Raw genomic sequence first — 21,467 nt, forward strand, 5'->3', positions numbered from 1 at the left:
CATCATCCGGCACGGCGCCAAGCTGCTCTACGCCTACTGCAACGCCACCGTCCCGCGCATCTCGCTCATCCTGCGCAAGGCGTACGGCGGCGCCTACATCGTCATGGACTCCCAGTCCATCGGCGCCGACCTCACCTACGCCTGGCCGACCAACGAGATCGCCGTCATGGGCGCCGAGGGCGCCGCCAACGTGATCTTCCGCCGCGACATCAACGGCGCCGAGGACCCGGACGTCATGCGCGCCCAGAAGATCAAGGAATACAAGAACGAGCTGATGCACCCGTACTACGCGGCCGAGCGCGGCCTCGTGGACGACGTCATCGACCCCGCCGAGACCCGTGAGGTGCTCGCCTCGGCACTCGCCATGCTCCGCACCAAGCACGCCGACCTGCCCAGCCGCAAGCACGGCAACCCGCCGATGTAGCGGTCGCGGGCCACCGCGTCGCAGCAGCACCCGGAAGACCGCGCGTCCCCACGCAGCGCACGGCACCGAGCGAGACCACACACCACAGCCCGGGGGAGAAACCACACACCATGACCGCTTCCGCCGAACCCCTCGTCCGCATCGTCCGCGGCTCCCTCTCCGACGAGGAGCTGGCCGCCCTGACGGCCGTCCTGATGGCGCGCGCCGCCGCCGCGCAGCAGGCCGCCGCCATCGCGCCGGTCGAGCCGATCGCCAACTGGCAGCGCCTGGAGCGCCGCCCGGCCTACTACTCGCCGGTCAGCTGGCAGCAGGCCGCCTGACGGCCCGCGAATCCTCCGACGGCCGGCCACCCCACCGGGTGGCCGGCCGTCGCGGTTGCGCCGTTCGTACCCGCGCGGCCGGGCCGGGCCGGAGGAAGCCCCGGACCGGGTCGCGAGCGGCTCGGTAGGATACCTACTGGACGGTATGCGGCCCGCCCGCCCGTCGGCCCCCATAGGATCGGCCGCTGCCGAGGTACCAGAACTATCCAGGGAGGCTGCGATGGCCAGGCAGGCCCGCGCACTGGCGACCCGCCAGGCGGTGCTCCTCGCGGCGGCCGAGGTGTTCGACGAGCGCGGCTACGCCGCCGCGACGATGTCGGACATCCTGGAGCGGGCCGGCGTCACCAAGGGCGCCCTGTACTTCCACTTCCGTTCCAAGGAGGAGCTGGCGCTCGCCGTCATCCTGGAGGGCCAGAGCGCGTGGCTGGCCACCTGGGAGCCGTCCTCCGACAGCCCGGTGCAGACCCTGATCGACCTGTCGTACGCGTTCGCCCGCGCTCTCCAGGACGACGTCCTGGTGCGCGGCAGCATCCGCCTGACGATCGAGCACGGCAGCTTCACCCAGCCCCAGGTCGCGGCCTACCAGGGCTGGTCGGACGCGACCCGGGAGCTCCTGGAGCGCGCCCAGGAGGCCGGGGAACTGCACCCGGGGATCGACCTGGGCGGCGCGGCCCTGGTGCTGCAGGGCGCCGTCACCGGCATCCAGCTGAGCTCCCAGGTGCTGACCGACCGGCAGGACCTCACCGAGCGCATCGCCGACCTGTGGACGCTGCTGTTGCCCGGCCTCGTCCAGCCGCACGCGCTGACCAGGCTGAGCGTCGTCGAGCGCGTCCCGGCCGCGTCCTGACGCCTCCTGACCTCCTGACGCGCCCTGAGGCCCACCGGCTCCGCGGTCGGCGTCAGAGCCGGTAGGCGGCGCAGCGGTCGGCGTCCACCAGGGCGGGCAGCGCGGCCGCCCAGATCCCGCGGACGGCCTCAGGCCCGAGCCGGTCGGCGTCCTCGGCGGCGAGCAGCACCAGGCCCGCCGCGAGCGCGGTGAGCAGTTCGGCGGCCGCCCGGCGGTCGGTGCCCGGGCGAAGTTCGCCGGCGTCGGCGGCGCGGCCGAGCAGGCGGTGGACGACGGTGGTGAGGCCGCGCCAGGCGGCGCCGGAGCCGGGCCGGCCGGCCGGGTCCCGGCGGGGGCCGTGGCCGGCCCGGCCGAGCTGGACGCCGGCCCGGACCACCACGTCCTCGCGCAGCAGTCGGGCGAGTTCGTGCGAGAGGTCGACGAGGCCCTGGACGGCGGGCCCGCCGGCGCGCAGGGCGCGCAGCGCGGCCGCGCCGATCTCCCGGCCCGCGGCGGCGCGCACGCCGTCGGCGAGGGCCTGCTTGGAGACGAAGTGGAAGTACAGCGCGCCCTTGCTGACGCCGGCCCGGCGGCTGATGTCGACGAGGCTCGCCGACTCGAAGCCCACGTCCGCGAACGTGCCCGCCGCGGCGAGCAGCACGGCCTGCCTGGTCCGCCCCGCGCGTTCCTGCTTGACCACTGAGGCCCCTCCGGACTCGACCGGCCGCGGCCCCCGCCGCCCGGCTGGTGTCAGGGCGCCGCCGAGGTGGGGTACGACGCCTCGCATGCGGACGGACACGTCCTAAACCGCATGGTTGGTATCTAATCTACCGCCTCGGCCAACCCCGCCGTCCAGCGGGGAGGCACCCCCGCCCAAGGTCCTGGGTGCCGGATGCCAGGCATTCCCGCAGTCCAGGGGGCCGGTAGCGTGGTCCCGTCGGGGCGCCCGACGGGGGCGACCCCGACCGCGACTCACAAACCGGGTGGTCTGTATGTTTTCCTTGCCAAGCGTCCGCACCGGCCGCTCGACCGACACCCTGGAGTGGGGCCCGTCATGCCACTGATCGTAGAGCCGGATGCCCGCGACCCCTACGCCCACCCCGCCACCGGCTACGACTTCCACGAACGGACCGTCTCCCGCCACCTCGTCCACCGCACCTCGGTGTCCGAGGTCTTCCTCACCGGCTGGCAGGCGGCGGGCCCGTACGAGTTCCGGATCGGCGCCCAGTGGCCCCGGATGCACGGCTTCTACCGGCTGCCCGGCGACCGCCACCACGACCCGGTGCTGATGGCCGAGACCGTCCGGCAGGCCGGGCTGCTGATCGGGCACGTGGGCTTCGGCGTGCCCAAGGGCCACCACTTCGCGATGGACGACCTCGACTACTCGCTCGGCCCGGCCGGGCTGGCCGGCCTCGCCGTCACCGCCGAACCCGCCTCGCTGATGCTCGACGCCGTCTGCGAGGACGTCCGGATGCGCGGCGGCCGGCTCGCTTCTCTGCGGATGCGCGCGGAGATCACCCGGGGCGGGCGGACGGTCGGCCGCGGCTCCGGGCAGCTGCGGGTCATCTCCCCCGCCTCCTACGCGCGGCTGCGCGGCCCGGCGCGGCGCGGGGTCACGCCCGTGCGCCCCGGCCCGCCCGCCACACCCGAGCTGGTCGGCCGCTCGCACCCCTCCGACGTCGTGCTGAGCCCGACGCTGCTGCCCGACAGCTGGGTGCTGCGGACGGACGCCGCGCACCCGGTGCTGTTCGACCACTCGCTCGACCACGTGCCCGGGATGCTGGTCCTGGAGGCCGCCCGGCAGGCCGCCCAGCGGCTCCGGCACCCCGAGCCGGTCGCCCCGGTCGAGCTGGTGTCCTCGTTCGACCGCTACATCGAGCTGGACCGGCCCTGCCTGGTGCGCGCCGTCCGCGAGGGGGCGCCGGACGGCCGCCGGGTGCCCGTCCGGGTGCTGCTGATCCAGGACGGCCGGACGGCGGCCGACTGCCGGCTGCTCACCGAGCCGCTCGACGGCCCGCTGAGCGGCCCGGCGGACGGCCCGTGCGTGCCGTCGGCCCGGCGGGACGGCTTCGACGGCCGCCCCACCGCGCCGGACCTCGGCGGCAGCGGGCTGCCGCTGGCCTGCTGAGCCCGGCGTCCGCGGGCCGCGGGCCGCGCCCTACGCCGCGACGAGCGCGGACGGGCGGCCGGCGTGCATCACGCTCAGGTTGGCCGCCAGTCGGACCGGGTCCTGGGCCAGCCAGAGCCGCAGCGCGGCGCCCAGCATGGCGCTGGCCGACTCGACCCGGATGCCCGTCACCTGGGCCAGTCTCGCCGCGCCCGGCACCAGCAGGTCGGCCAGCGCGGTCGGCAGCCAGACCGTCAGCGCGCACGGCGCCGGCGCCGTGAGGGCCCCCAGCAGCCGGTAGGCGTCGGACGGCGAGCTGATCGTGGGGATGATGTCCAGCAGCCCGTCGGCCACCACTTCGGACACGTCGCTGCGGTGCCCCTGGGCGAGCCGGCGCAGCAGCGTGCGCTCTGCGGCGGTGATTCGGACGGTCAGCATGACCTCGTCGCACTCCATTGCGCGATTTCCTCCTCAGTTCCTCCCCGTACCGGCACAGGGCGGCCGGCACGAACTACCCCTGTCGCACGTCGGCCCGGCTTCCAACCGTGGAGCGCCGGGCCGGTGGGTGCGGTGCGCCCCGGTCAGATGCCCGCGTACGAGTGCTTGCCGGTGACGAAGATGTTCACGCCGTAGTAGTTGAAGAGCCAGCAGGCGAAGGCCGCCAGCGCCAGGTAGGCCGCCTTGCGGCCCTTCCAGCCGGCCGTCGCCCGGGCGTGCAGGTAGCAGGCGTAGGCCACCCACGTGATGAACGACCAGGTCTCCTTCGGGTCCCACTCCCAGTACTTGCCCCAGGCCGCCTCGGCCCAGATCGCGCCCGCGATGATGGTGAAGGTCCAGAGCGGGAAGACCAGCGCGTTGATCCGGTACGACAGCTTGTCGAGCGTCGAGGCGGCGGGCAGGCGGTTGCAGACCGAGACCCGGACGCGGGCCAGGCCGGTGCGGAAGTCGCTCTGCTGCTTGCCGGACGTGCGGGCGGCGCCCGGGTTCAGGTACTCGTACAGCCCGGCCGCGACCCGGCGGTGGTAGGAGTCCTGGAACAGGTACAGCAGCGTGGCGATGAAGGCCGCGTAGAAGGAGCCGCCGCAGAAGATCGCGGTGGAGACGTGGATCGCCAGCCAGTACGAGTGCAGCGCGGGGACGAGCTGCTCGGAGTCGGTGTAGAGGACCGTGGTGGCGATGCCGAGCGTCAGCAGGACCGCGACGGTGACCGGCAGGCCGAGCCAGCGGACGTTCTTCCTCGCGGCCAGCAGCACCAGGTACGCGGCCGTCATGGCCAGCGCGAACGCGCAGGAGAACTCGTACATGTTGCCCCACGGCCAGCGGGACACCGACAGGCCGCGGGTGACCACGCCACCGACGTGCAGCAGCGCCGCCAGGACGGTCAGCGAGACCGCGATGCGGCCGGCCAGGTCGGCCTTCTCGCTGCTGCCGGCCGCGCCGGGGCCGTCCACCTCGTCGTCGCCGCGGCCGCTGGTGACCACCGTGGCGCCCTCGCCCGCCAGGGCGGTGCGGGTGAGCGTGGTGGTGCCGCCGCCGGCGCCGGCCACGGTGACGGTGACCTTCTTCGCCGCCTTGGCGCTCCCGTTCCCCGCCGCCGCGACGGTCTCGGCCAGGCTTCCCGACTGTTCCTTCGAGCGGACGGCGACGGCGCCCTTGCTGCCGAACGTCCACTCGAACATGTGGGCGAACATGGCGATCGTGTAGACCGCCATCGCCGAATAGATCAGCTTGTTGGAGAGGTCGGCCAGCTGTGGGTCGACCCCCGAGGCGAGATGCACCGTCTACTCCTTGGAGTTCTGGTCGGCAGGGGCTGTGGGGTCCGCGGGTGCTTCCGGTGCCCGGTCGGGTTCGTCGTCGTCCTCGTCCTCGTCCTCCCCGGACGCCGGGGCGTCGTCCTGGAGGTCCACCGCGAGTTCGGCCAGCTCCTCGGCGATCTTCGCCGACTCGCTGCGGGCCAGCCCGGCCAGCTCGACCAGGGTGCCGCCCTCCGGCAGGGCGACCGCCCGGACCCAGATCCGGCGGCGCTGCACGAACAGCGAGCCGATCAGGCCGAGGATCGCCAGCACCGCGCCGGTCAGGGCGATCGCGTTGCCCGGACGGTGCGAGACGTTGAAGCTGGCCCACTGCTTGTAGCCCTCGAACGTGACGCTGCCGTAGCCGTCCGGGAGGGTCCAGCCCTGGCCGGGCTTCAGCAGGGCCTTGGCCGGCTGGTCGTCCAGCGTCAGCTGTTTCATGTTCCTGGTGTTCAGCTGGTACACGTTCTGCGGCAGGCCCGAGTCGGTGCCGAGGTCACCCTGGTAGGCGTTCAGCACCAGCTCCGGGGCGGCGTCGCCCGGGAAGAGCGAGATCGGGCCGGTGCCCTCGAAGCTCAGCGGGGCGGTCGGCAGGAAGAAGCCGGAGAACCCCAGCTGGGTCTTCCCGCCCGTCGGCCCGATGCCGTAGTCGGACACCTTCACGACGCCGGTCGACGTCATGTTGGCGTCCTGCGGCAGGAACGGCGTCGCGCCCGTGTAGACGACCTCGCCCTTGCCGTTGCGCACGGTGATGACCGGGGCGTAGCCGTGGCCGATCAGGTAGACCTTCGAACCGCCGATCTCCAGCGGGTGGTTGACCTCGATCGTGCCCTGCCTGAGCTTCGCGGCGTCGTCGCCCGCGTAGTACTCGACGTTCGCGGTGAACTGCCGCGCGGCGCCGATCTGGTCGCCCTGGTCCTGGAACTTGGCCGTGAAGCCCTTCAGCTTGAGGAAGAAGGGGTCCAGGTCGTCGCTGGTGTAGAAGGCCGAGCCGGTGAAGTCGTCGAGCTGGGTGATGGTGTTGGAGTAGCCGTCACCCTCGATCATCAGCTTGCCGCCGGTGCCGCTGGCCAGGCTCGCCCAGGCGAAGCCGCCGAGCAACGCGAACAGCGACAGGTGGAACAGCAGGTTGCCGACCTCGCGCAGGTAGCCCTTCTCGGCGGCCACCGCGCCGCCGGCGAGGTGCGCCCTGAACCGGCGCCGGCGCAGCAGCCGGTGCGCGGCCGCGTTGACGACGTCGGCGTCCGCCCCGGTGCGCCAGGCCGCGTACACCGGCATCCGGGTCAGGTTGCGCGGCGCCGCCGGCGGCTGGGCCCGCAGCACGCCGACGAACTGCCAGGTGCGCGGGACGATGCAGCCGGCCAGCGAGACGAACAGCAGGATGTAGATCGCCGAGAACCAGACCGAGCTGTAGACGTCGAACAGCTGGAGCTTCTCGTAGATCGGCGCGACCGTGGTGTGCTGCGCCTTCCACGTCTCGACCTTGAACTGGTTCTGGCCGTCCTGCGGGATCAGCGAGCCCGGGATGGCGGCCAGCGACAGCAGGAAGAGCAGGATCAGCGCGACCCGCATCGAGGTCAGCTGGCGCCACGTCCAGCGCAGCCAGCCGATCACCCCCATGCCGGCCGGGCCCTCGGACTCGACCGGGGCGGTGCTGAGCCGCTCGGCCTCCGCGTCGGCCGGCGCCGGGGGCGGCTGCTCGGTGTCGGTCGTGGTGTTGCTCACGGTCAGATTCCGATCCGGAAGTCGGCGGTCCAGGACTGCAACTGGCTCATCATCGTGTCCCAGACGCCGGTGACGAGCAGCAGACCGACCGCGACGAGCATGCCGCCGCCGATCCTCATGACGAGCGGGTAGTGCCGCTTGACCCACCCGAAGGCGCCGAGCGCCCGGCGGAAGGCGACGGCGGCCAGGATGAACGGTACGCCGAGGCCCAGGCAGTAGAAGGTGGTCAGCAGCGCGCCGCGCTGCGCGTCGGCCTGGTTGAGGGCCAGGTTCTGCACCGCGGTCAGGGTCGGGCCCATGCAGGGCGTCCAGCCGACGCCGAACACCACGCCCAGCAACGGGGCGCCCAGCAGGCCGACCGCCGGGCGGCGGTGCGAGCGCACCTCGCGCATGCTCAGCCCGGGGACCAGGCCCATGAAGGCCAGGCCCATCACGACGGTGAGCCCGCCCAGCACGATGTCGATGGTGCGCTTGTAGCCCTGCAGCTCCTGGCCGAAGTAGCCGAACAGGGCGCCGGTGGAGACGAAGACGGCGGTGAAGCCGAGGATGAACAGCAGCACGCCGAGCAGCATCCGGCCGCGCCGGGTGCCGCGCGCGTCGGCCAGGTCGGCGGCGGAGAAGCCGGTCACGTACGACAGGTAGCCCGGCACCAGCGGCAGCACGCACGGCGAGAAGAACGACACCAGTCCGGCCGCGAGCGCCACCGGCGCCGCGACCAGCAGCGCCCCGCTCTGCACGGTCGCGGTGGTGTCGGCGAGCCGCAGGACGGCTCCGGCGGCCTCCGCGCTCACTGCTTCGGCTCCGCGAGCACCGGCTGGATGATCGATTCGAGGGCGTCGTCGACCGTGCCGCCGACGGCGCGGGCGGCGAGCTTGCCGTCCCGGTCGATGATCAGCGTGGTCGGGATCGACTGGGGGTTGAGGCTGCCCTTGGGGAACTTGAGCAGTTGGGTGCCGGCCGGGTCGAAGACGCTCGGGTAGGTGACGCCCTTCTCCTGCTCGAAGCGGACGGCGTTGGCCTTCTCGGTGTCACGGGTGTTGACGCCGAGGAACTGGACCCCCTGGTCCTTGTACTTCTGCCAGACCCGTTCCAGGTCGTCCGCCTCGCCCCGGCACGGCCCGCACCAGGAGCCCCAGACGTTCAGCACGACGACCTTGCCGCGGTAGTCCGAGAGCTTGACCTGGTTGCCCTCCAGGGTCTCCCCCGCGATGTCCGGCGCGTCCTCGCGGTGGCCGGCCTCCGCCTTGGAGATGTTGGTGCCCTTGACGGTCACGAACCCGAGCTGTCCGTCACCGCTGCTCGACGAACCCGACGAGGAGCATCCGGTGAGGACGAGCGCAGCGGCGGCGGCGGTTGCGGCGGCGGCTGCTGCGACACGGGGACGGGGGCGCGTCATGGCAGACATGTGAAAAGTTTCGCATGGAGTTCCGGGCGGGTTCGCCGGGGTCCTCCCTTGCGCGCCACACCCCCTCTGACCTGCGACGGGGCCCGACCGCCCGGTGATCTCCGGACGGCCGGGCCCCATACTTACAGCCCGCTTACGGGCCGTTCGGGCGAGTCTCGAATGCCCTCGACCGCGGGCCCCGGGGCGTCGCCTAGCCCCAGGCGGGCCTCAGGCGCCGAAGCTCTTGCCCACCGGCTTGTCGCCCTTGCGGCCCTTGCCCACCAGGTGCGCGGGCAGCAGGTCGCGGGCCGGCTCGCGGTAGCCGACCGAGACGATCCTGTCGCCCTCGAAGGTGAAGCTGGTCAGCGAGGCCAGCGAGCACTGCCGGTTGCGCGGGTCGTGCCAGAGCCGGCGGCGCTCGACGAAGGAGCGCAGGATCCAGATCGGCAGCTGGTGGCTGACGCAGACCGCCTCGTGCCCGCGGGCGGCGTCCCGGGCGGCGCCGATCGCGCCCATCATCCGCACGACCTGGTCGAGGTAGGGCTCGCCCCAGGAGGGCTTGAACGGGTTGACGAGGTACTTCCAGTAGCCCGGGTTGCGCAGCGAGCCGTCACCGACGCCGAAGGTCTTGCCCTCGAAGACGTTCTCCGCCTCGATCAGCCGGGCGTCCGCCGCGATCTCCAGGCCGTGCGCCTTGGCGATCGGCTCGGCGGTCTCCTGCGCGCGCTCCAGCGGGGACGCCACCACGTGGGTGACGTCCCGTCCGGCCAGGTCCTCGGCGACCCGGTCGGCCATCCGCCGGCCCAGCTCGGACAGGTGGTAGCCCGGCAGGCGGCCGTACAGGACGCCCTCCGGGTTGTGCACCTCACCGTGCCGCATGACGTGGACGACGGTGATCTCTTCGGCACTCACTTCTCAAGACTCCTGGGGCTCGGTGTGGACTAGGCCGTGGCCGCAGCGGCCGCGCGCGCGGCGGCCGGCAGGGCGGCGGCGATCCGCTCGACGGCCCGCTCGTCGTGGGACGCCGAGACGAACCAGGACTCGAAGGCGGACGGCGGCAGGTAGACGCCCTCGGCGAGCATCGCGTGGAAGAAGGCGGTGAAACGGTACGCCTCCTGCCTCCTGGCCTCGTCGTAGTTGGTGACCGCGGCCTCGGTGAAGAACACCGAGAACATGTTCCCGGCGGTCTGCAGCCGGTGCGCCACACCCTCCTTGGCGAGCGCCTCGGTGACCAGGCCGGAGATCTCGGCGGAGACCCGGTCCACCGTCGCGTACACCTCGTCGGTGCAGCCGCGCAGCTGGGCGAGGCCGGCGGCGGTGGCGACCGGGTTACCGGAGAGGGTGCCCGCCTGGTAGACCGGGCCGGCCGGGGCGAGGTGCGCCATCACGTCGGCGCGGCCGCCGAAGGCCGCGGCCGGGAAGCCGCCGCCCATGACCTTGCCGAAGGTGAGCAGGTCCGGCGCCCAGCCCTCGTGCGCGGCCTCCAGGCCGTACCAGCCGGCCTTGGAGACGCGGAAGCCGGTCATCACCTCGTCGGAGATGAACAGCGCGCCGTTGTCCCGGCAGAGGCGGGCCAGGCCGGCGTTGAAGCCGGGCAGCGGCGGGACGACGCCCATGTTGCCGGGCGAGGCCTCGGTGATCACGCAGGCGATCTCGCCCGGGTGGGCGGCGAAGGCCTGCTCGACGGCGGCGAGGTCGTTGTAGGGCAGCACGATGGTGTCGCCGGCCTGGGCGCCGGTGACGCCCGGGGTGTCCGGCAGACCGAAGGTGGCGACGCCGGAACCGGCGGCGGCCAGCAGCGCGTCCACGTGACCGTGGTAACAGCCCGCGAACTTCACGACCTTCGCCCGGCCGGTGAAGCCACGGGCCAGCCGGATCGCGGACATGGTGGCCTCGGTGCCCGAGGAGACCAGCCGGACCTGCTCGACCGGGGCGATCCGCGCGACGATCTCCTCGGCGAGCTCGACCTCGCCCTGGCCGGGCGTGCCGAAGGACGTGCCGCGGGTGACCGCCGCCCGCACGGCGTCGATCACCGCGGGGTGCGCGTGGCCGAGGATCATCGGACCCCACGAGCACACCAGGTCGACGTACTCGCGGCCGTCGGCGTCGGTCAGGTAGGGGCCGGTTCCGGACACCATGAAGCGCGGCGTGCCGCCGACCGCGCGGAAGGCGCGCACCGGGGAGTTGACGCCGCCGGGCGTGACGACCGACGCGCGGTCGAACAGCGACTGGGACTGGGGGGCTTCGTAGGGGTAGCTCACGGGAGACATGGTCTCAAATCGTGTCCTTGACCTCTGCATGTCGGACCCGATCATCTGGAACGATGATCCGGGCACCGTAGTCTGTACGGTTGTCCGTAGAGACGGGGGCGCTGACTGCTCCGCCGCACGGACCAGTCAGACTGTGCACTCAGAGTGCGCAGTCCCTCCGGTTGTGTGCAGGGGTGTGGAGAGGACTGCCGCCTTCCGCGAGTGGGTAGGGCCCGCGAGTGGGTAGGGCGGCGCATGACGGGTAAGGAGCACGTCCGGAGGGACGCCGGGCGTGCGGGGGTCTGTCGATTCCGGCGAATTCCGGTGAGGATGGTCCGAGTGTCCGAGGCGCAGGACGGCTACGACGAGGCCGCGGGGGGCTCCCGCAGGCCCGCCGAGGCCGCACGCGGGGGTACGGGAGCGGGGACGGGGCGCGGTCGCCGCGGCGGCGAGAGGCGGGGTGAGGGACGCGTGGGGGTGACCTACAAGTACTTCGGCGCACCCGACCGCGCGACCGCCGCCAGAGTCCCCACCGCGCTCGGCCCGGGCGGACTGGGCCTGGACGCGGGCGAGCTGGGCTCCCTGGGGCGCCTGGGCGACCTGATGGAGACCAGCGGCTCCCCCAACGGACACCTGTCGACCAAGATCAAGCCGGAGACCATGAGCGCCATGGTCCTCACCGGCATCCAGGGCGTCCCGCTGCACCAGGTCCCGCCGCTGGAACTCGTCGTGCTGCACCCCGACTACGCCGTCGTCCAGCTCCCCCAGAACGTCGTCGAACCGCTGCGCAAGGCCGACGAGACCGAGCTCGGCGCCGCGGCCTTCATCTGGTCCACCGTGCCCGACCGCCGGGGCCCGCGCGACGCCTTCGTGATCTACAGCATGCTGCACGAGTGGCAGGACTTCGCCAACCGGCTGCACGAGGCCGGCCACCAGCTGTACTGCCTGGTCTGGCCGTAACCCCGACCGGACGGCCCGGCAGCCCCGCGGAACCGAACGCCCCGACGGCCGAACCGGCCTCGGGGCGAACGTGTCTGACCGTTCGTCACCGATCGGGCGGGAGGGACTCAGCTCCGGGCGCGGCGGGCGCGGCGGACCGTCCGCTCGCTCTCCACGGGCTCCGCCAGGTGACCGTCCACCAGGCGCGTCAGCGCCGACACGAAGACCCCGCGCTCGGGCTCCGGCAGGGCGTCCAGGACCTCGCGGTGCACCCGGTCGGCGATCTCGGTGCCCCGCTCGACGGCGCGCCCGCCCGCCTCGGTGACCGAGATGATCCGGGCCCGGCGGTCGGCGGCGGACGGGCGGCGCTCGGCCAGGCCCGCCTTCTCCAGCTCGTCGACGGTGACCACCATGGTGGTCTTGTCGAGGTCGGCCAGCTCGGCGAGCTGGATCTGGGTGCGCTCCGCCTCCTGCGCGTGGAACAGCACGCAGTACGCGCGGGGGGTGATCCCGAGCTCGGTGAAGGCCGACGCCATCCGGGTCGCCAGGACGTGGCTCGCGTGGTCCAGCAGACCGGAGATGTCGCGGATCCGCCGCACGGGCGGGGTCGTCGTCATGCGTCCGAGGTTAGCAACGTGCCGTCCGTCGACAGATGATCCCGTAGCCAACCAACCGCCGTGCCGTCGCACACGAACCGGCCGGGCGCGCGAAGGCCTACGGGATGCCCAGCTCGAACAGGGCGTACCCGGCGTACCAGCCCGCCGCGACCGCGGGCATCGCGAACAGCCCGATCAGCGAAGGCGTCCGGACCCGGCGCAGCGCGACCGCGAGGCCGATGCAGAGCGGGAAGGCCGGCAGCAGGTAGCGCGAGATGTTGTCGAAGATCTGGTTGCTGCTCAGTGCGGTGATGATGGTCAGCAGCGTGTAGATCACCAGGACCAGCGGCGGACGCAGCCGCAGCAGCAGCACCAGCAGGCCGGGCAGGGCGATCAGCAGCGCGATCGCGATCAGGTCGGGGGCCGGGTTGGACTGCCAGAAGTTCCAGTGCCCGGTGACCACGTCCAGGACCGTGCGGAAGGTGGAGGCGCCCCAGTCGAAGTAGCGGTTCCAGGCGCCGCGCTGGAGCTTGAAGTAGCCGCCCCAGTCGCCCATCCGGTAGCCGACCCAGGCGACGTACCAGAGCAGGCCCCACGGCGTGATCAGCATCGCGAACAGCGGACGGCGGACGCCGTCGGTGCGCCGCACGAGCGCCACCAGGGCGGCGATCGAGACGGCGGCGATCAGGGCCGCGGCGGTGGGGCGGTTGAGCCCGGCGGCCAGGGTCAGCAGCCCGGCCGCCACCCAGCGGCGGGTCATCACGCAGTAGCAGGCCCACGCGGACAGCGCGACGAACAGCGAGTCCGAGTAGACCGCCCACTCGACGCCGGAGCCCGGGAACAGGCCCCAGAGCACCGCGGCGATCACGCCCGCCCGCCAGCCGCCGAGCCGCTCGGCGACCGCGAAGACGCCGGCCGCCGCGACGAACGAGGCGAGCACCGACACGACGATGCCGGAGCCGTACGGGCCGAGCCCGGTGACCGCGCCGACCAGTCGCATCAGCCACGGGTAGAGCGGGAAGAAGGCCGCCGAGTTCTCGTAGTAGCTGGCCAGCGGGAAGCCGTGCAGCGGGATCAGCTGCGGGTCGTAGCCGTTCTCGGCGATCCGCTGGTACCAGATGCCGTCCCAGGTGCCGAGCACGTCCCACGGCTGGGCGCCGCCGCCGCGGCCCGGGTCCTTCTTGAGGTAGTCCCCGGTGTGGGCCAGCAGCATCATGAAGACGGTCAGGCCGGTGGCCTTGACCACGGCGTAGGCGCCGAGCGCGGGCGCGAAGCGGTCCATCAGGGCGCCGAGGCGGCCGGGCGCGGTGCGTTCCGGCTCGGGGCGTTCGTCCGTCGTCACCGGGGGCGTCGGGGCGCCGGGCTCGGCGCTGGACGACTCGGTGCTCGATGCCGTGCTCATCTGCTGTGGCTCTCCCCGCCCGGCTCGTGGTCGGCGCGCCGGCGAACGCGGCGACGTCGAGTGAGCCTACGACACCGGCCCCGCCCGGCCCGGGGCGGCGGGGGCGCGACGGCGCGGGCTCCACCACAACGGCGGGTCCGCCGCCGCCCGCCGCGAGGATGGGGCGGCGGCGGACCCGGGGTGAACCGGCGGACCGGACGCGGCGGGCGTCAGCCGTGGAGGTGGACGATGCCGAGCTTGGTGAGCTGCCAGAGCTGGTCGGCGGCGCCGGTGTCGGTCGCGAGCACGACGAGCGGGTTGCCCCGCGCGTCGAGGCCGCCGCCGGCGGTGAGCACCTTGCTCTGGTCCTGGGAGTCGGCGACCGTGTAGCGGCCACCGCCGGCCGGCTTGAACACCCAGTGCTGGTTGCCGCCGCCGTTGCAGCCCCACTGCTGGATCCGGGTGCCGACGGCGACGGACGCGGCATCGGCGTCCAGGCACATGCCCCGGTTGCCGCTGAAGTCGAGCTCGTAGCCGCCGCCCGCCTTCGCCTCCAGGACGAACGACTGGTTGAGGCCGCCGGTGGCCGGGTAGCTGATCGCGGCGCGGCCGTTGGTGGCGTCGCCGTAGCTGCCGCCGCCGGTGAGGTCGAGCGCGTTGCCGGTGCCCGCGTTGGTCAGCTGGTACCAGGCACCGTCCTCGGGGCCGTCGCCGAACGGCTGTCCCGGGGTGAGCGGCTGGATGGACGTGGTGTTCTGCTGGTTGAGCGTGCAGTAGGCCTGCGCCTGGTCCGGCCGGGCGAAGAACTGGCCGAGGCAGACGCCCTCGCCGCGGTAGCCGGCGACCCGCAGGTGGTACGACTGGCGGACCATGTTCATGCACAGGCCGGGGATGCCGATCTGCGAGTCGCAGCCGTTGCGCGCCCACTCGGAGAGGTTGATGACGTCCCCGTTGCCGTACTCGTACGGGGAACTGGTCCACTCCGCGCAGACCTCGTGCCCGAAGGCGACCCGCCGCTGGTCCAGGTACCGGACGCCGGGCACCTGTTCGGCCGCCGAGCGGAGCGCGTCGCTGAACGTCGGCACCACCCAGTTGTGGCCCCAGGCCAGGTCCTCGGGGAAGGCCGGACAGCCGTCGGCGATCTTGCCGAGGTAGTCGTTGCGCCGGATGTCCGGCGTGATCGGGTTGAAGTACGACTGGTAGACCAGCTGGTACGAGGAGTCCGCGTAGCCGGCCCGGCGCATGGTCTGACGGATGTTCTGCAGCGCGGCGACGACCTTGGGCTGGACGCGCTTGGCCCGCTGGACGATGTCGGCGCTGCCGATGGTGTCGCGGCAGCCCTGGCTCTTCGGGATCGGGAAGTACTGCGCGAGGCAGTGCATCATGATCCCGCTGAAGTCGAAGTCGTCGTTGGCGCCGATCGTGACGACGACCATCTTCACGTCGTACTTGCCGGCCACGTCGGCGAGTTTGACGTCCTGCTTGGGCTCGCCGAAGTCGCCGCTGCCACCGCCGGTGATCTTGGCCAGCTCCGGGTCGCTGACCAGGTCGCCGGTCTGGGCGCCGGAGCAGGCGAGGTCGACCGGGGTCACGCCGGGGATGTCGGTGACGAAGATCTCCGACTTCGGGTGCCGGTGGCAGTAGTTGGTGGGGGTGTCGGTGTCGGGGAAGTAGCCGTCGCCGGTGTCGGTGCCGGCGCCCTCCCCGGAGATGGCACTGTCGCCGAGGGCGACGATCGCGGCCGGGCGGGCGCCGTCGGCAGCGGGGGCCTGGTCGGCGAGGGCGACGGGTGCGCCGGCCAGGCCGAGGGTGGCGACGAGGGCGCTCACGGCGAGAAGTGCGCCGTACGGGGAGCGGCGCGCAACCGTCCGGATTCTGCGCGCCGCCGACAGTCGGGACCTGATCACACGCGACTCCTTGCGGGGGGTGGGGACCGCCCGGCCGGGGGCGCCGAGCGGCGCGGAGCAAGAAAGCGGAGCAGAAAGGTGAGCAGGTCTCACATTCTAGGTACTGACAAGTAACGCAACAAGGCTTGTGACAGCAGCGGAAGTCGGCGCTCCGCAGGCCGCCACGACGCCTCCGGACACGCGGAAGAGCCGCCGCCCGCACCCCAGGAGGGAAGCGCGGGACGGCGGCTCGACACCCGGCCGAACCGGGTGCGGGATCAGCCCAGGTTGGCGCAGTGGTTGCCGAACGCCGGGTTCAGCGCACCGATGACGTCCACGGAGTTGCCGCACAGGTTGACCGGGATGTGCACCGGGATCTGGATCTGGTTGCCGGAGATGACACCGGGGGAACCCGCGGCGACGCCCTCGGCGCCCGAGCTGGCCATCGCGGAGCCCGCGCCCGCGGCGACGATACCCACCACGGCGGCACCGACGGCAGCCGTCTTCTTGATGCTCATACGAGCCTCCTGACTGTTCAACAGAGATGCACGGGGAGTGCGACATCTAGAACGAGACCCGTCGGATGCGGTTGCGAGCGCACCCGCCATGTCACCCAAGTGGCGCAACGGTGGAGGTACCCGGCATTCGGGTGATCACCGGACCGGACCGTTTCCCCTCGCGCCCTGCCTCGTTCTCCCTGGCGGAACGAGCTCCACTCAGGCCCCTACACGAATCGAGTACCGCCCATGCGCAAGCTAGCCCACGGCGTCGCCGGCACCGCGGCCACCGCCGCCCTGCTCGCCGCCGGTGCCGGCGTCGCGTCCGCCCACCACCTGCACGGCGCGACCGCCGAGGGTGTCGCGGCCGGCTCGGCCGGCGTGGTCTCGGGCAACTCGGTGGAGGTCCCCGTGCACATCCCGCTCGACGTGTGCGGCAACTCGGTCGACGTGGTGGGCCTCCTGAACCCGGCGTTCGGCAATCACTGCCTCAACGCCTGACCGGGAATTCCTCCTGGTCGCGCCTTGCCCCGGACCTTTCCCGGCCGTGCGGGAAACCGTCCGCGAGGCGCCGAGAAGCGGCCACCGCGGCCACGCCCGAGCCATGGGCGGAACACGCCGGTGTGCGCCGACGGAGTGACAAATCACGGCAGTCCAAGAAGCCATCGGGCGGGCATTCCTGCTCGCCCGGCTCCCGACATTCGCGATCCGTCGGGCAGAAAACGGAGGAAAGAACATGCGTAACCTCAAGAAGGCCGCCGTCCTGACGCTGGCCACCACCGGCCTGGTCCTCGGTGCGGCCGGCGGCGCCTTCGCCAGCTCCGGCGCCCAGGGTGTGGCCGCCGGCTCCCCCGGCGTGCTCTCCGGCAACCAGATCCAGGTGCCGATCCACATCCCGCTGAACGTCTGCGGCAACACCGTCAACGTCATCGGTCTGCTGAACCCGGCCTTCGGCAACAGCTGCGCCAACGTCGGCTGAACCCGCGGTCGCCGCCCCGGCGACAGCTGATTCACCGAGCCCGTGCCTCGCCCCTCACGACGGGGCGAGGCACGCTCCACCCGTGTGTGATCGAGGAGATCAACCCCCATGCAGAACGTGAAGAAGGTCGCCGTCCTCTCCGCCGCCGCCGCCGGCCTGGTGCTCGGCGCGGCCGGCTCCGCCGCCGCCAGCTCGGGCGCCGAGGGCGTGGCCGCCGGCTCCCCCGGCGTCGGTTCCGGCAACCAGATCCAGGTCCCGGTCCACGTGCCGATCAACCTGTGCGGCAACTCCATCAACGTGATCGGCCTGCTGAACCCGGCCTTCGGCAACAGCTGCGCCAACGTGGACATGCACCCGCACCACGACGCGGACGACTGCTGATCCTCCGGTCGGCACGCGTTCCGGCCGAACTGCCCCCCGACCGACCGGCCGGGGGGCAGTTCGGCATCTCCGGACGGCGCCTCTGCTCCCGGCCGGCCGCCGGCCGACCGGCTCCCGATCCACCGAAGGGTGATCCGCATGGTTTCGAAGAAGGGCGGGGCCGGACTGGCCGCCGCCGTCGGCGCCGCGGTGCTGCTCGGCGCGGGCTCCGCGCAGGCCGCCACCGCGCCCCACCCGGCCCCGGAGGCCGGCCCGGCCACGCTGACGAAGACGGACGTCGGCCAGGCGCTGAACGGGACGACCTCCGGGCTCGGCTACGGCATCGCGCCGATCAAGAGCCTGCGCCTGGACCCGTGGGCGAACTCCTCGGCCGACGTGCTCAACAACGGCGCGACCGTGCAGCCCGACCAGGGCCTCGCGCCGGTCGGCACCGGCGTGCTGACCGGTCCGCTGAGCGCCGGGGGCGGCGCCAAGGACCTGCCGCTGGTCGGCGGGCTGACCGGCGTCCTGCCGGGCTGAGCCTCCGCGCACGCGCGCGAGCCCGGCACCCGTTCGAGGCGGGGGTGCCGGGCTCTCGCGTGTCCGCGGAGGCTCGCCGGGGACTCAGAGCTGCGCGAGGTCCGTCAGCCCGGTCTCCTGCACGACACCGGTCGTGGTGGCCGTGGTGGTCGCGGCCAGGTCGTTCACCTCGTCGGTGACGGAAAGGCGGTGGTCCTCGTTGCCGAGGGTCGCCGTGGCGCCCGGCACGGCCTGCACGGCGCCGGTGACCAGCCGCGGGTCCACCTCGTCGACCTTCAGGTGGCCGCCGGCCAGCTGGCCGGTGCCGTCCTGGGCGAGCGAGAGCGGCTTGCCGAGGGCGAGGCCCGGGGTGTCGGCGCGCAGCGGCGCGGCCGGGGCGTCCAGCAGCACCTTGCCGAGGTCGGTGCTCCGGTCCACCAGCGGGACGGGCAGCTCGGCCTTGGCGCTCGGGCCCACCTTGCCGGTGCGCAGCTCCGGGACGAGCCGGTCGGGCAGCAGCTCGGTGCTGGTGCTGGTGGTCCGTCCGGGTGCCGGCGGCATGACCAGCGAGGTGGGGATGCCCGCGGTGAGGTGACTGTCCAGCGGGGCGAGCGGGATGTCCGCGGGGACCTGCTGGGTGGCCAGCTTGTCCTCCAGCGCACCGACCTGGTCGGGGCTCATCGGGGCGGCGGAGGCCGCCCCCTGGGAGGCGAGCACGCCCGCACCGACCGCCAGCAGCATCGCGCCGGCCCGCTTGGAGAACTTCATGCTTTTCACCGTTCTGCCTGTCCGTACTGGAGATCTTCCGAGGGGTACGGCCGCGCTACCCGAGTACCGCAGCCGTAAAGCAATCTGTCTCAACGAGTGAGCGGGAGCTCGGATTGCGGCCGTTAGCCGATTCGGCCTAATAATCCGACTGGAAACCACTCCCGGACGCGCCTCCCGGACTCTTTTCAAAAATCCCCGTAACCTTCCGTGCCGTCATTCTTTGATCTGGACGTCAGTGACTGCAGACCGGGTCTGAGCGTTCTACGCGTTGTACGCACGGAAACCAAAGAGCTTTTCAGAGAGGGATCTCCCCATGATCCAGAAGTCCTTCGCCGCCGCCGGCCTGGCCGTCGCCGCGCTGGCCGCCGCCGCCGCGCCGGCCACCGCCATCGGTGACGCGGACGGCGCCGCCGCCTCCATCGAGGGCAACGGCGGCACCAACTTCACCGGCACCGTCGGGAACAACAGCCCGAACTTCCACTTCCTGGACAACGCGAACGTCTGCCTCCCCGAGATCCACAACATCGCCGTCGGCGTTCTCGGTGTGGCCGTCCCGGTCGAGGTCCCGATCGCCAACAGCGGTGGCAAGCAGTACTGCACCCAGGGCCAGGGCACCCAGAGCCACGGCGACGCCGGCGTCTCGCACCTGGTCGGCTGACGAACCGTCCGGGCCGTACCGCCTGCAGCTCCCGGGCAGGCCTCCTGAACCATCCTTCGAATCGCTCCCCGATTCACCCCTCGAGAGGAAAACCGGAAATGATCAAGAAGTCCCTCGCCGCCGCCGGCCTGGCCGCCGCCGCCATCGCGATGTCCGCCGGCTCGGCCTCCGCCATCGTCGACTCGGACGGCGCCGCCACCTCGGTCCAGGGCAACGGTGGCACCAACCAGACCGGCACCCACGGCAACGGCAGCCCGAACTTCCACACCCTGGACAACGCCAACGTCTGCCTGCCGGAGGTCCACAACATCGCCGTCGCCGTCATCGGCGTCGCGGTTCCGGTCGAGGTGCCGGTCCTGAACAGCACCCCGAAGCAGATCTGCAACGTCGGCCAGAACACCCAGTCCTCGGGCGACGCGGGTGTCTCGCACCTGATCGGCTGATCAAGGGGCATGGCACGGACGGAGGGCCCGGGGAGGTTGGTCTCCCCGGGCCCTCCGGGCTGTACGGACGAGGTGTCCGGCGGGCGTGCGCCCGGCCGGGTGAACGGCCGTCCGGTCCGGCGCGTGGGGCGGCGGACCGGACGGCCGGAAGTGATCACGTGTCACACGCAGAGCGCCGGCCGAGGCGCTCCCGAAGAGAGGGCAGAACCATGAAGAGCAAGCTGGTCAAGGTCGCGCTGACCGCCACCGCCGCGCTCGCGCTCGCGGGTGCCGCCACCCCGGCGTTCGCGCACGTCGGCCTGGCTGGTGGTGGCGAGTTCGTCGGCTCCGCCGACCCGGTGTTCGCGGCCGACCAGTGGGCCGCCATCGCCCACACCTCGCACATCGTCACCGGTGGCGAGGGCTGGGGCGCCGCCACCGCCAAGGACGTGGCCGGCGGCGTGGAGGGCTTCGCCCACATCCACGACTGGCGCTAAGCCGTACGACGGAAGGCCGGGCACCTCCCCGCGGGGAGGTGCCCGGCCTTCCGTCGTCCCCGCCCCGAGCCGGAGCGCACCCGGAGGCGAGCGGGCAAGAACGCCGCTACTTGAGCATCGCGGCGGCCTCGACCGCCCAGTAGGTGAGGATCTGCTCGGCGCCGGCCCGGCGGATCGAGGTGAGCGTCTCCATGATCATCCGCTCCCGGTCGATCCAGCCGTTCGCCGCCGCGGCCTCGACCATCGCGTACTCCCCGGACACCTGGTACGCGGCGACCGGCACCGGCGAGGCGTCGGCGACCTGGCGCAGGATGTCCAGGTAGGCCATGGCGGGCTTGACCATCACCAGGTCGGCGCCCTCGGCGACGTCCTGCTGGAGCTCGCGCAGCGACTCGCGGGCGTTGGCCGGATCCTGCTGGTAGCTCTTGCGGTCGCCCTTGAGCGAGGAGCCGACGGCCTCGCGGAAGGGGCCGTAGAACGCCGAGGCGTACTTCGCGGTGTAGGCGAGGATGCCGGTGTCCTGGTGCCCGGCCTCGTCCAGCGCCCGGCGGACCACCGCGATCTGGCCGTCCATCATCCCGGACGGGCCGACCAGGTGGACGCCGGCGTCGGCCTGGACCCGGGCCATCTCGGCGTACCGCTCCAGGGTGGCGTCGTTGTCCACGCTGCCGTCGGCGGCCAGGACGCCGCAGTGGCCGTGGTCGGTGTACTCGTCCAGGCACAGGTCGGACATGACCACCAGCGCGTCGCCGACCTCGGAGACGACGTCCCGGATCGCCAGCTGGAGGATGCCGTCCGGGTTGGTGCCCTCGCTGCCGACGGCGTCCTGGACCTCGGGCACGCCGAACAGCATGACGCCGCCCAGACCGGCCTCGGCGGCCTCCACCACGGCCTTGCGCAGGGTGTCCCGGGTGTGCTGGACGACGCCCGGCATCGAGCCGACCGGGACGGGCTCGCTGACGCCCTCGCGGACGAACAGCGGCAGGATCAGCTCCGCCGGGTGCAGCCGGGTCTCGGCGACCAGGCGGCGCATCGCCGGGCTCTGGCGCAGCCGGCGGGGGCGAACGTACGGGAATTCAGCGGACACGGCTTCTCTCTCCGAACGGTGGTGCAGCTCCGGGGGCGACGGGATCGCCG

Annotated in this window: 26 protein-coding genes; 12 read left to right on the forward strand and 14 right to left on the reverse strand. The window is 72.5% G+C overall.

Features of this window, described 5'->3' with window-relative positions:
• From PUR71_RS23210 to PUR71_RS23220, 3 genes are all read left to right on the forward strand, one after another.
• A partial coding sequence (locus PUR71_RS23210; RefSeq protein WP_329929016.1) for a carboxyl transferase domain-containing protein occupies positions 1-424 on the forward strand: 424 nt, incomplete at its 5' end.
• 110 nt (positions 425-534) lie between these two features.
• On the forward strand, positions 535-744 hold the full coding sequence (locus PUR71_RS23215; RefSeq protein WP_329929017.1) for an acyl-CoA carboxylase subunit epsilon: 210 nt from the start codon (positions 535-537) through the stop codon (positions 742-744).
• A gap of 220 nt (positions 745-964) precedes the next feature.
• Positions 965-1,591, forward strand: coding sequence for a ScbR family autoregulator-binding transcription factor (locus tag PUR71_RS23220; RefSeq protein ID WP_329929018.1), 627 nt, complete (start codon positions 965-967; stop codon positions 1,589-1,591).
• 52 nt (positions 1,592-1,643) lie between these two features.
• On the opposite strand, the gene PUR71_RS23225 is transcribed toward PUR71_RS23220, so the two are convergent.
• Positions 1,644-2,270 carry a ScbR family autoregulator-binding transcription factor gene (locus PUR71_RS23225; protein ID WP_329929019.1) on the reverse strand — a complete coding sequence of 209 codons (627 nt, stop codon included), beginning with the start codon at positions 2,268-2,270 and terminating at the stop codon, positions 1,644-1,646.
• A 354-nt stretch (positions 2,271-2,624) separates the two neighbouring features.
• Between PUR71_RS23225 and PUR71_RS23230 the strand changes: the two genes are divergently transcribed.
• Complete coding sequence (locus PUR71_RS23230) at positions 2,625-3,698, forward strand: ScbA/BarX family gamma-butyrolactone biosynthesis protein (RefSeq protein WP_329929020.1); 1,074 nt, start codon at positions 2,625-2,627, stop codon at positions 3,696-3,698.
• 30 nt (positions 3,699-3,728) lie between these two features.
• Here the strand turns inward: PUR71_RS23230 and PUR71_RS23235 are convergent, their stop codons facing one another.
• The 7 genes from PUR71_RS23235 to hemL form a co-directional block, all read right to left on the reverse strand.
• A complete protein-coding gene (locus tag PUR71_RS23235; protein ID WP_329929021.1) occupies positions 3,729-4,133 on the reverse strand; it encodes a hypothetical protein in 405 nt (134 codons plus the stop codon).
• Between the two features lie 125 nt (positions 4,134-4,258).
• The gene (ccsB, locus tag PUR71_RS23240; protein ID WP_329929022.1) at positions 4,259-5,455 is read right to left on the reverse strand and encodes a c-type cytochrome biogenesis protein CcsB; all 1,197 of its coding nucleotides are present in this window, start codon (positions 5,453-5,455) and stop codon (positions 4,259-4,261) included.
• Between the two features lie 3 nt (positions 5,456-5,458).
• Entirely contained in the window at positions 5,459-7,201 is a 1,743-nt protein-coding gene (resB, locus tag PUR71_RS23245) for a cytochrome c biogenesis protein ResB (protein ID WP_443077533.1), read from the reverse strand.
• Positions 7,198-7,986: a cytochrome c biogenesis CcdA family protein gene (locus PUR71_RS23250; protein ID WP_329929024.1), complete on the reverse strand. Its 789-nt coding sequence runs from the start codon at positions 7,984-7,986 to the stop codon at positions 7,198-7,200. Before PUR71_RS23250 ends, resB begins: the two co-directional genes overlap by 4 nt.
• Positions 7,983-8,600: a TlpA family protein disulfide reductase gene (locus PUR71_RS23255; protein ID WP_329929025.1), complete on the reverse strand. Its 618-nt coding sequence runs from the start codon at positions 8,598-8,600 to the stop codon at positions 7,983-7,985. The genes PUR71_RS23250 and PUR71_RS23255 overlap by 4 nt, the downstream gene beginning before the upstream one ends.
• 207 nt (positions 8,601-8,807) lie before the next feature.
• On the reverse strand, positions 8,808-9,458 hold the full coding sequence (locus tag PUR71_RS23260; protein WP_329929048.1) for a histidine phosphatase family protein: 651 nt from the start codon (positions 9,456-9,458) through the stop codon (positions 8,808-8,810).
• A 62-nt stretch (positions 9,459-9,520) separates the two neighbouring features.
• Complete coding sequence (gene hemL / locus PUR71_RS23265; protein WP_329929026.1) at positions 9,521-10,849, reverse strand: glutamate-1-semialdehyde 2,1-aminomutase; 1,329 nt, start codon at positions 10,847-10,849, stop codon at positions 9,521-9,523.
• A 309-nt stretch (positions 10,850-11,158) separates the two neighbouring features.
• On the opposite strand from hemL, the gene PUR71_RS23270 reads away from it, so the two are divergent.
• On the forward strand, positions 11,159-11,788 hold the full coding sequence (locus PUR71_RS23270) for a hypothetical protein (RefSeq protein ID WP_380444724.1): 630 nt from the start codon (positions 11,159-11,161) through the stop codon (positions 11,786-11,788).
• Positions 11,789-11,895: 107 nt separating this feature from the next.
• On the opposite strand, the gene PUR71_RS23275 is transcribed toward PUR71_RS23270, so the two are convergent.
• The 4 genes from PUR71_RS23275 to PUR71_RS23290 all read right to left on the reverse strand — a co-directional run bounded on the left by PUR71_RS23275 (position 11,896) and on the right by PUR71_RS23290 (position 16,148).
• The gene (locus PUR71_RS23275) at positions 11,896-12,384 is read right to left on the reverse strand and encodes a MarR family winged helix-turn-helix transcriptional regulator (RefSeq protein ID WP_329929027.1); all 489 of its coding nucleotides are present in this window, start codon (positions 12,382-12,384) and stop codon (positions 11,896-11,898) included.
• 97 nt (positions 12,385-12,481) lie between these two features.
• A complete protein-coding gene (locus PUR71_RS23280; protein ID WP_329929028.1) occupies positions 12,482-13,765 on the reverse strand; it encodes a hypothetical protein in 1,284 nt (427 codons plus the stop codon).
• Positions 13,766-13,974: 209 nt separating this feature from the next.
• On the reverse strand, positions 13,975-15,573 hold the full coding sequence (locus PUR71_RS23285; protein ID WP_329929029.1) for an RICIN domain-containing protein: 1,599 nt from the start codon (positions 15,571-15,573) through the stop codon (positions 13,975-13,977).
• 335 nt (positions 15,574-15,908) lie between these two features.
• Positions 15,909-16,148, reverse strand: coding sequence for a chaplin (locus tag PUR71_RS23290; RefSeq protein WP_329929030.1), 240 nt, complete (start codon positions 16,146-16,148; stop codon positions 15,909-15,911).
• A 228-nt stretch (positions 16,149-16,376) separates the two neighbouring features.
• On the opposite strand from PUR71_RS23290, the gene PUR71_RS23295 reads away from it, so the two are divergent.
• The 4 genes from PUR71_RS23295 (at position 16,377) to PUR71_RS23310 (ending at position 18,006) form a co-directional block, all read left to right on the forward strand.
• A complete protein-coding gene (locus PUR71_RS23295; protein WP_329929031.1) occupies positions 16,377-16,628 on the forward strand; it encodes a chaplin in 252 nt (83 codons plus the stop codon).
• Between the two features lie 235 nt (positions 16,629-16,863).
• Entirely contained in the window at positions 16,864-17,106 is a 243-nt protein-coding gene (locus PUR71_RS23300; protein WP_329929032.1) for a chaplin, read from the forward strand.
• Between the two features lie 108 nt (positions 17,107-17,214).
• The gene (locus PUR71_RS23305) at positions 17,215-17,487 is read left to right on the forward strand and encodes a chaplin (RefSeq protein ID WP_329929033.1); all 273 of its coding nucleotides are present in this window, start codon (positions 17,215-17,217) and stop codon (positions 17,485-17,487) included.
• A gap of 138 nt (positions 17,488-17,625) precedes the next feature.
• Positions 17,626-18,006, forward strand: coding sequence for a hypothetical protein (locus PUR71_RS23310; protein WP_329929034.1), 381 nt, complete (start codon positions 17,626-17,628; stop codon positions 18,004-18,006).
• A gap of 84 nt (positions 18,007-18,090) precedes the next feature.
• On the opposite strand, the gene PUR71_RS23315 is transcribed toward PUR71_RS23310, so the two are convergent.
• A complete protein-coding gene (locus PUR71_RS23315; protein ID WP_329929035.1) occupies positions 18,091-18,753 on the reverse strand; it encodes a hypothetical protein in 663 nt (220 codons plus the stop codon).
• A gap of 313 nt (positions 18,754-19,066) precedes the next feature.
• On the opposite strand from PUR71_RS23315, the gene PUR71_RS23320 reads away from it, so the two are divergent.
• From PUR71_RS23320 to PUR71_RS23330, 3 genes are all read left to right on the forward strand, one after another.
• A complete protein-coding gene (locus tag PUR71_RS23320) occupies positions 19,067-19,411 on the forward strand; it encodes a rodlet layer protein (protein ID WP_329929036.1) in 345 nt (114 codons plus the stop codon).
• Positions 19,412-19,509: 98 nt separating this feature from the next.
• Entirely contained in the window at positions 19,510-19,854 is a 345-nt protein-coding gene (locus tag PUR71_RS23325) for a rodlet layer protein (RefSeq protein WP_329929037.1), read from the forward strand.
• A 209-nt stretch (positions 19,855-20,063) separates the two neighbouring features.
• Positions 20,064-20,330, forward strand: coding sequence for a hypothetical protein (locus PUR71_RS23330; RefSeq protein WP_329929038.1), 267 nt, complete (start codon positions 20,064-20,066; stop codon positions 20,328-20,330).
• Positions 20,331-20,436: 106 nt separating this feature from the next.
• On the opposite strand, the gene hemB is transcribed toward PUR71_RS23330, so the two are convergent.
• Positions 20,437-21,417 (reverse strand): porphobilinogen synthase, encoded by a 981-nt coding sequence (gene hemB / locus PUR71_RS23335; protein ID WP_329929039.1) that lies wholly within the window; start codon positions 21,415-21,417, stop codon positions 20,437-20,439.
• Positions 21,418-21,467: the final 50 nt, after the last annotated feature.

The sequence above is a fragment of the Streptomyces sp. SP17BM10 genome, from assembly GCF_036322405.1.
Lineage (GTDB): Bacteria > Actinomycetota > Actinomycetes > Streptomycetales > Streptomycetaceae > Kitasatospora.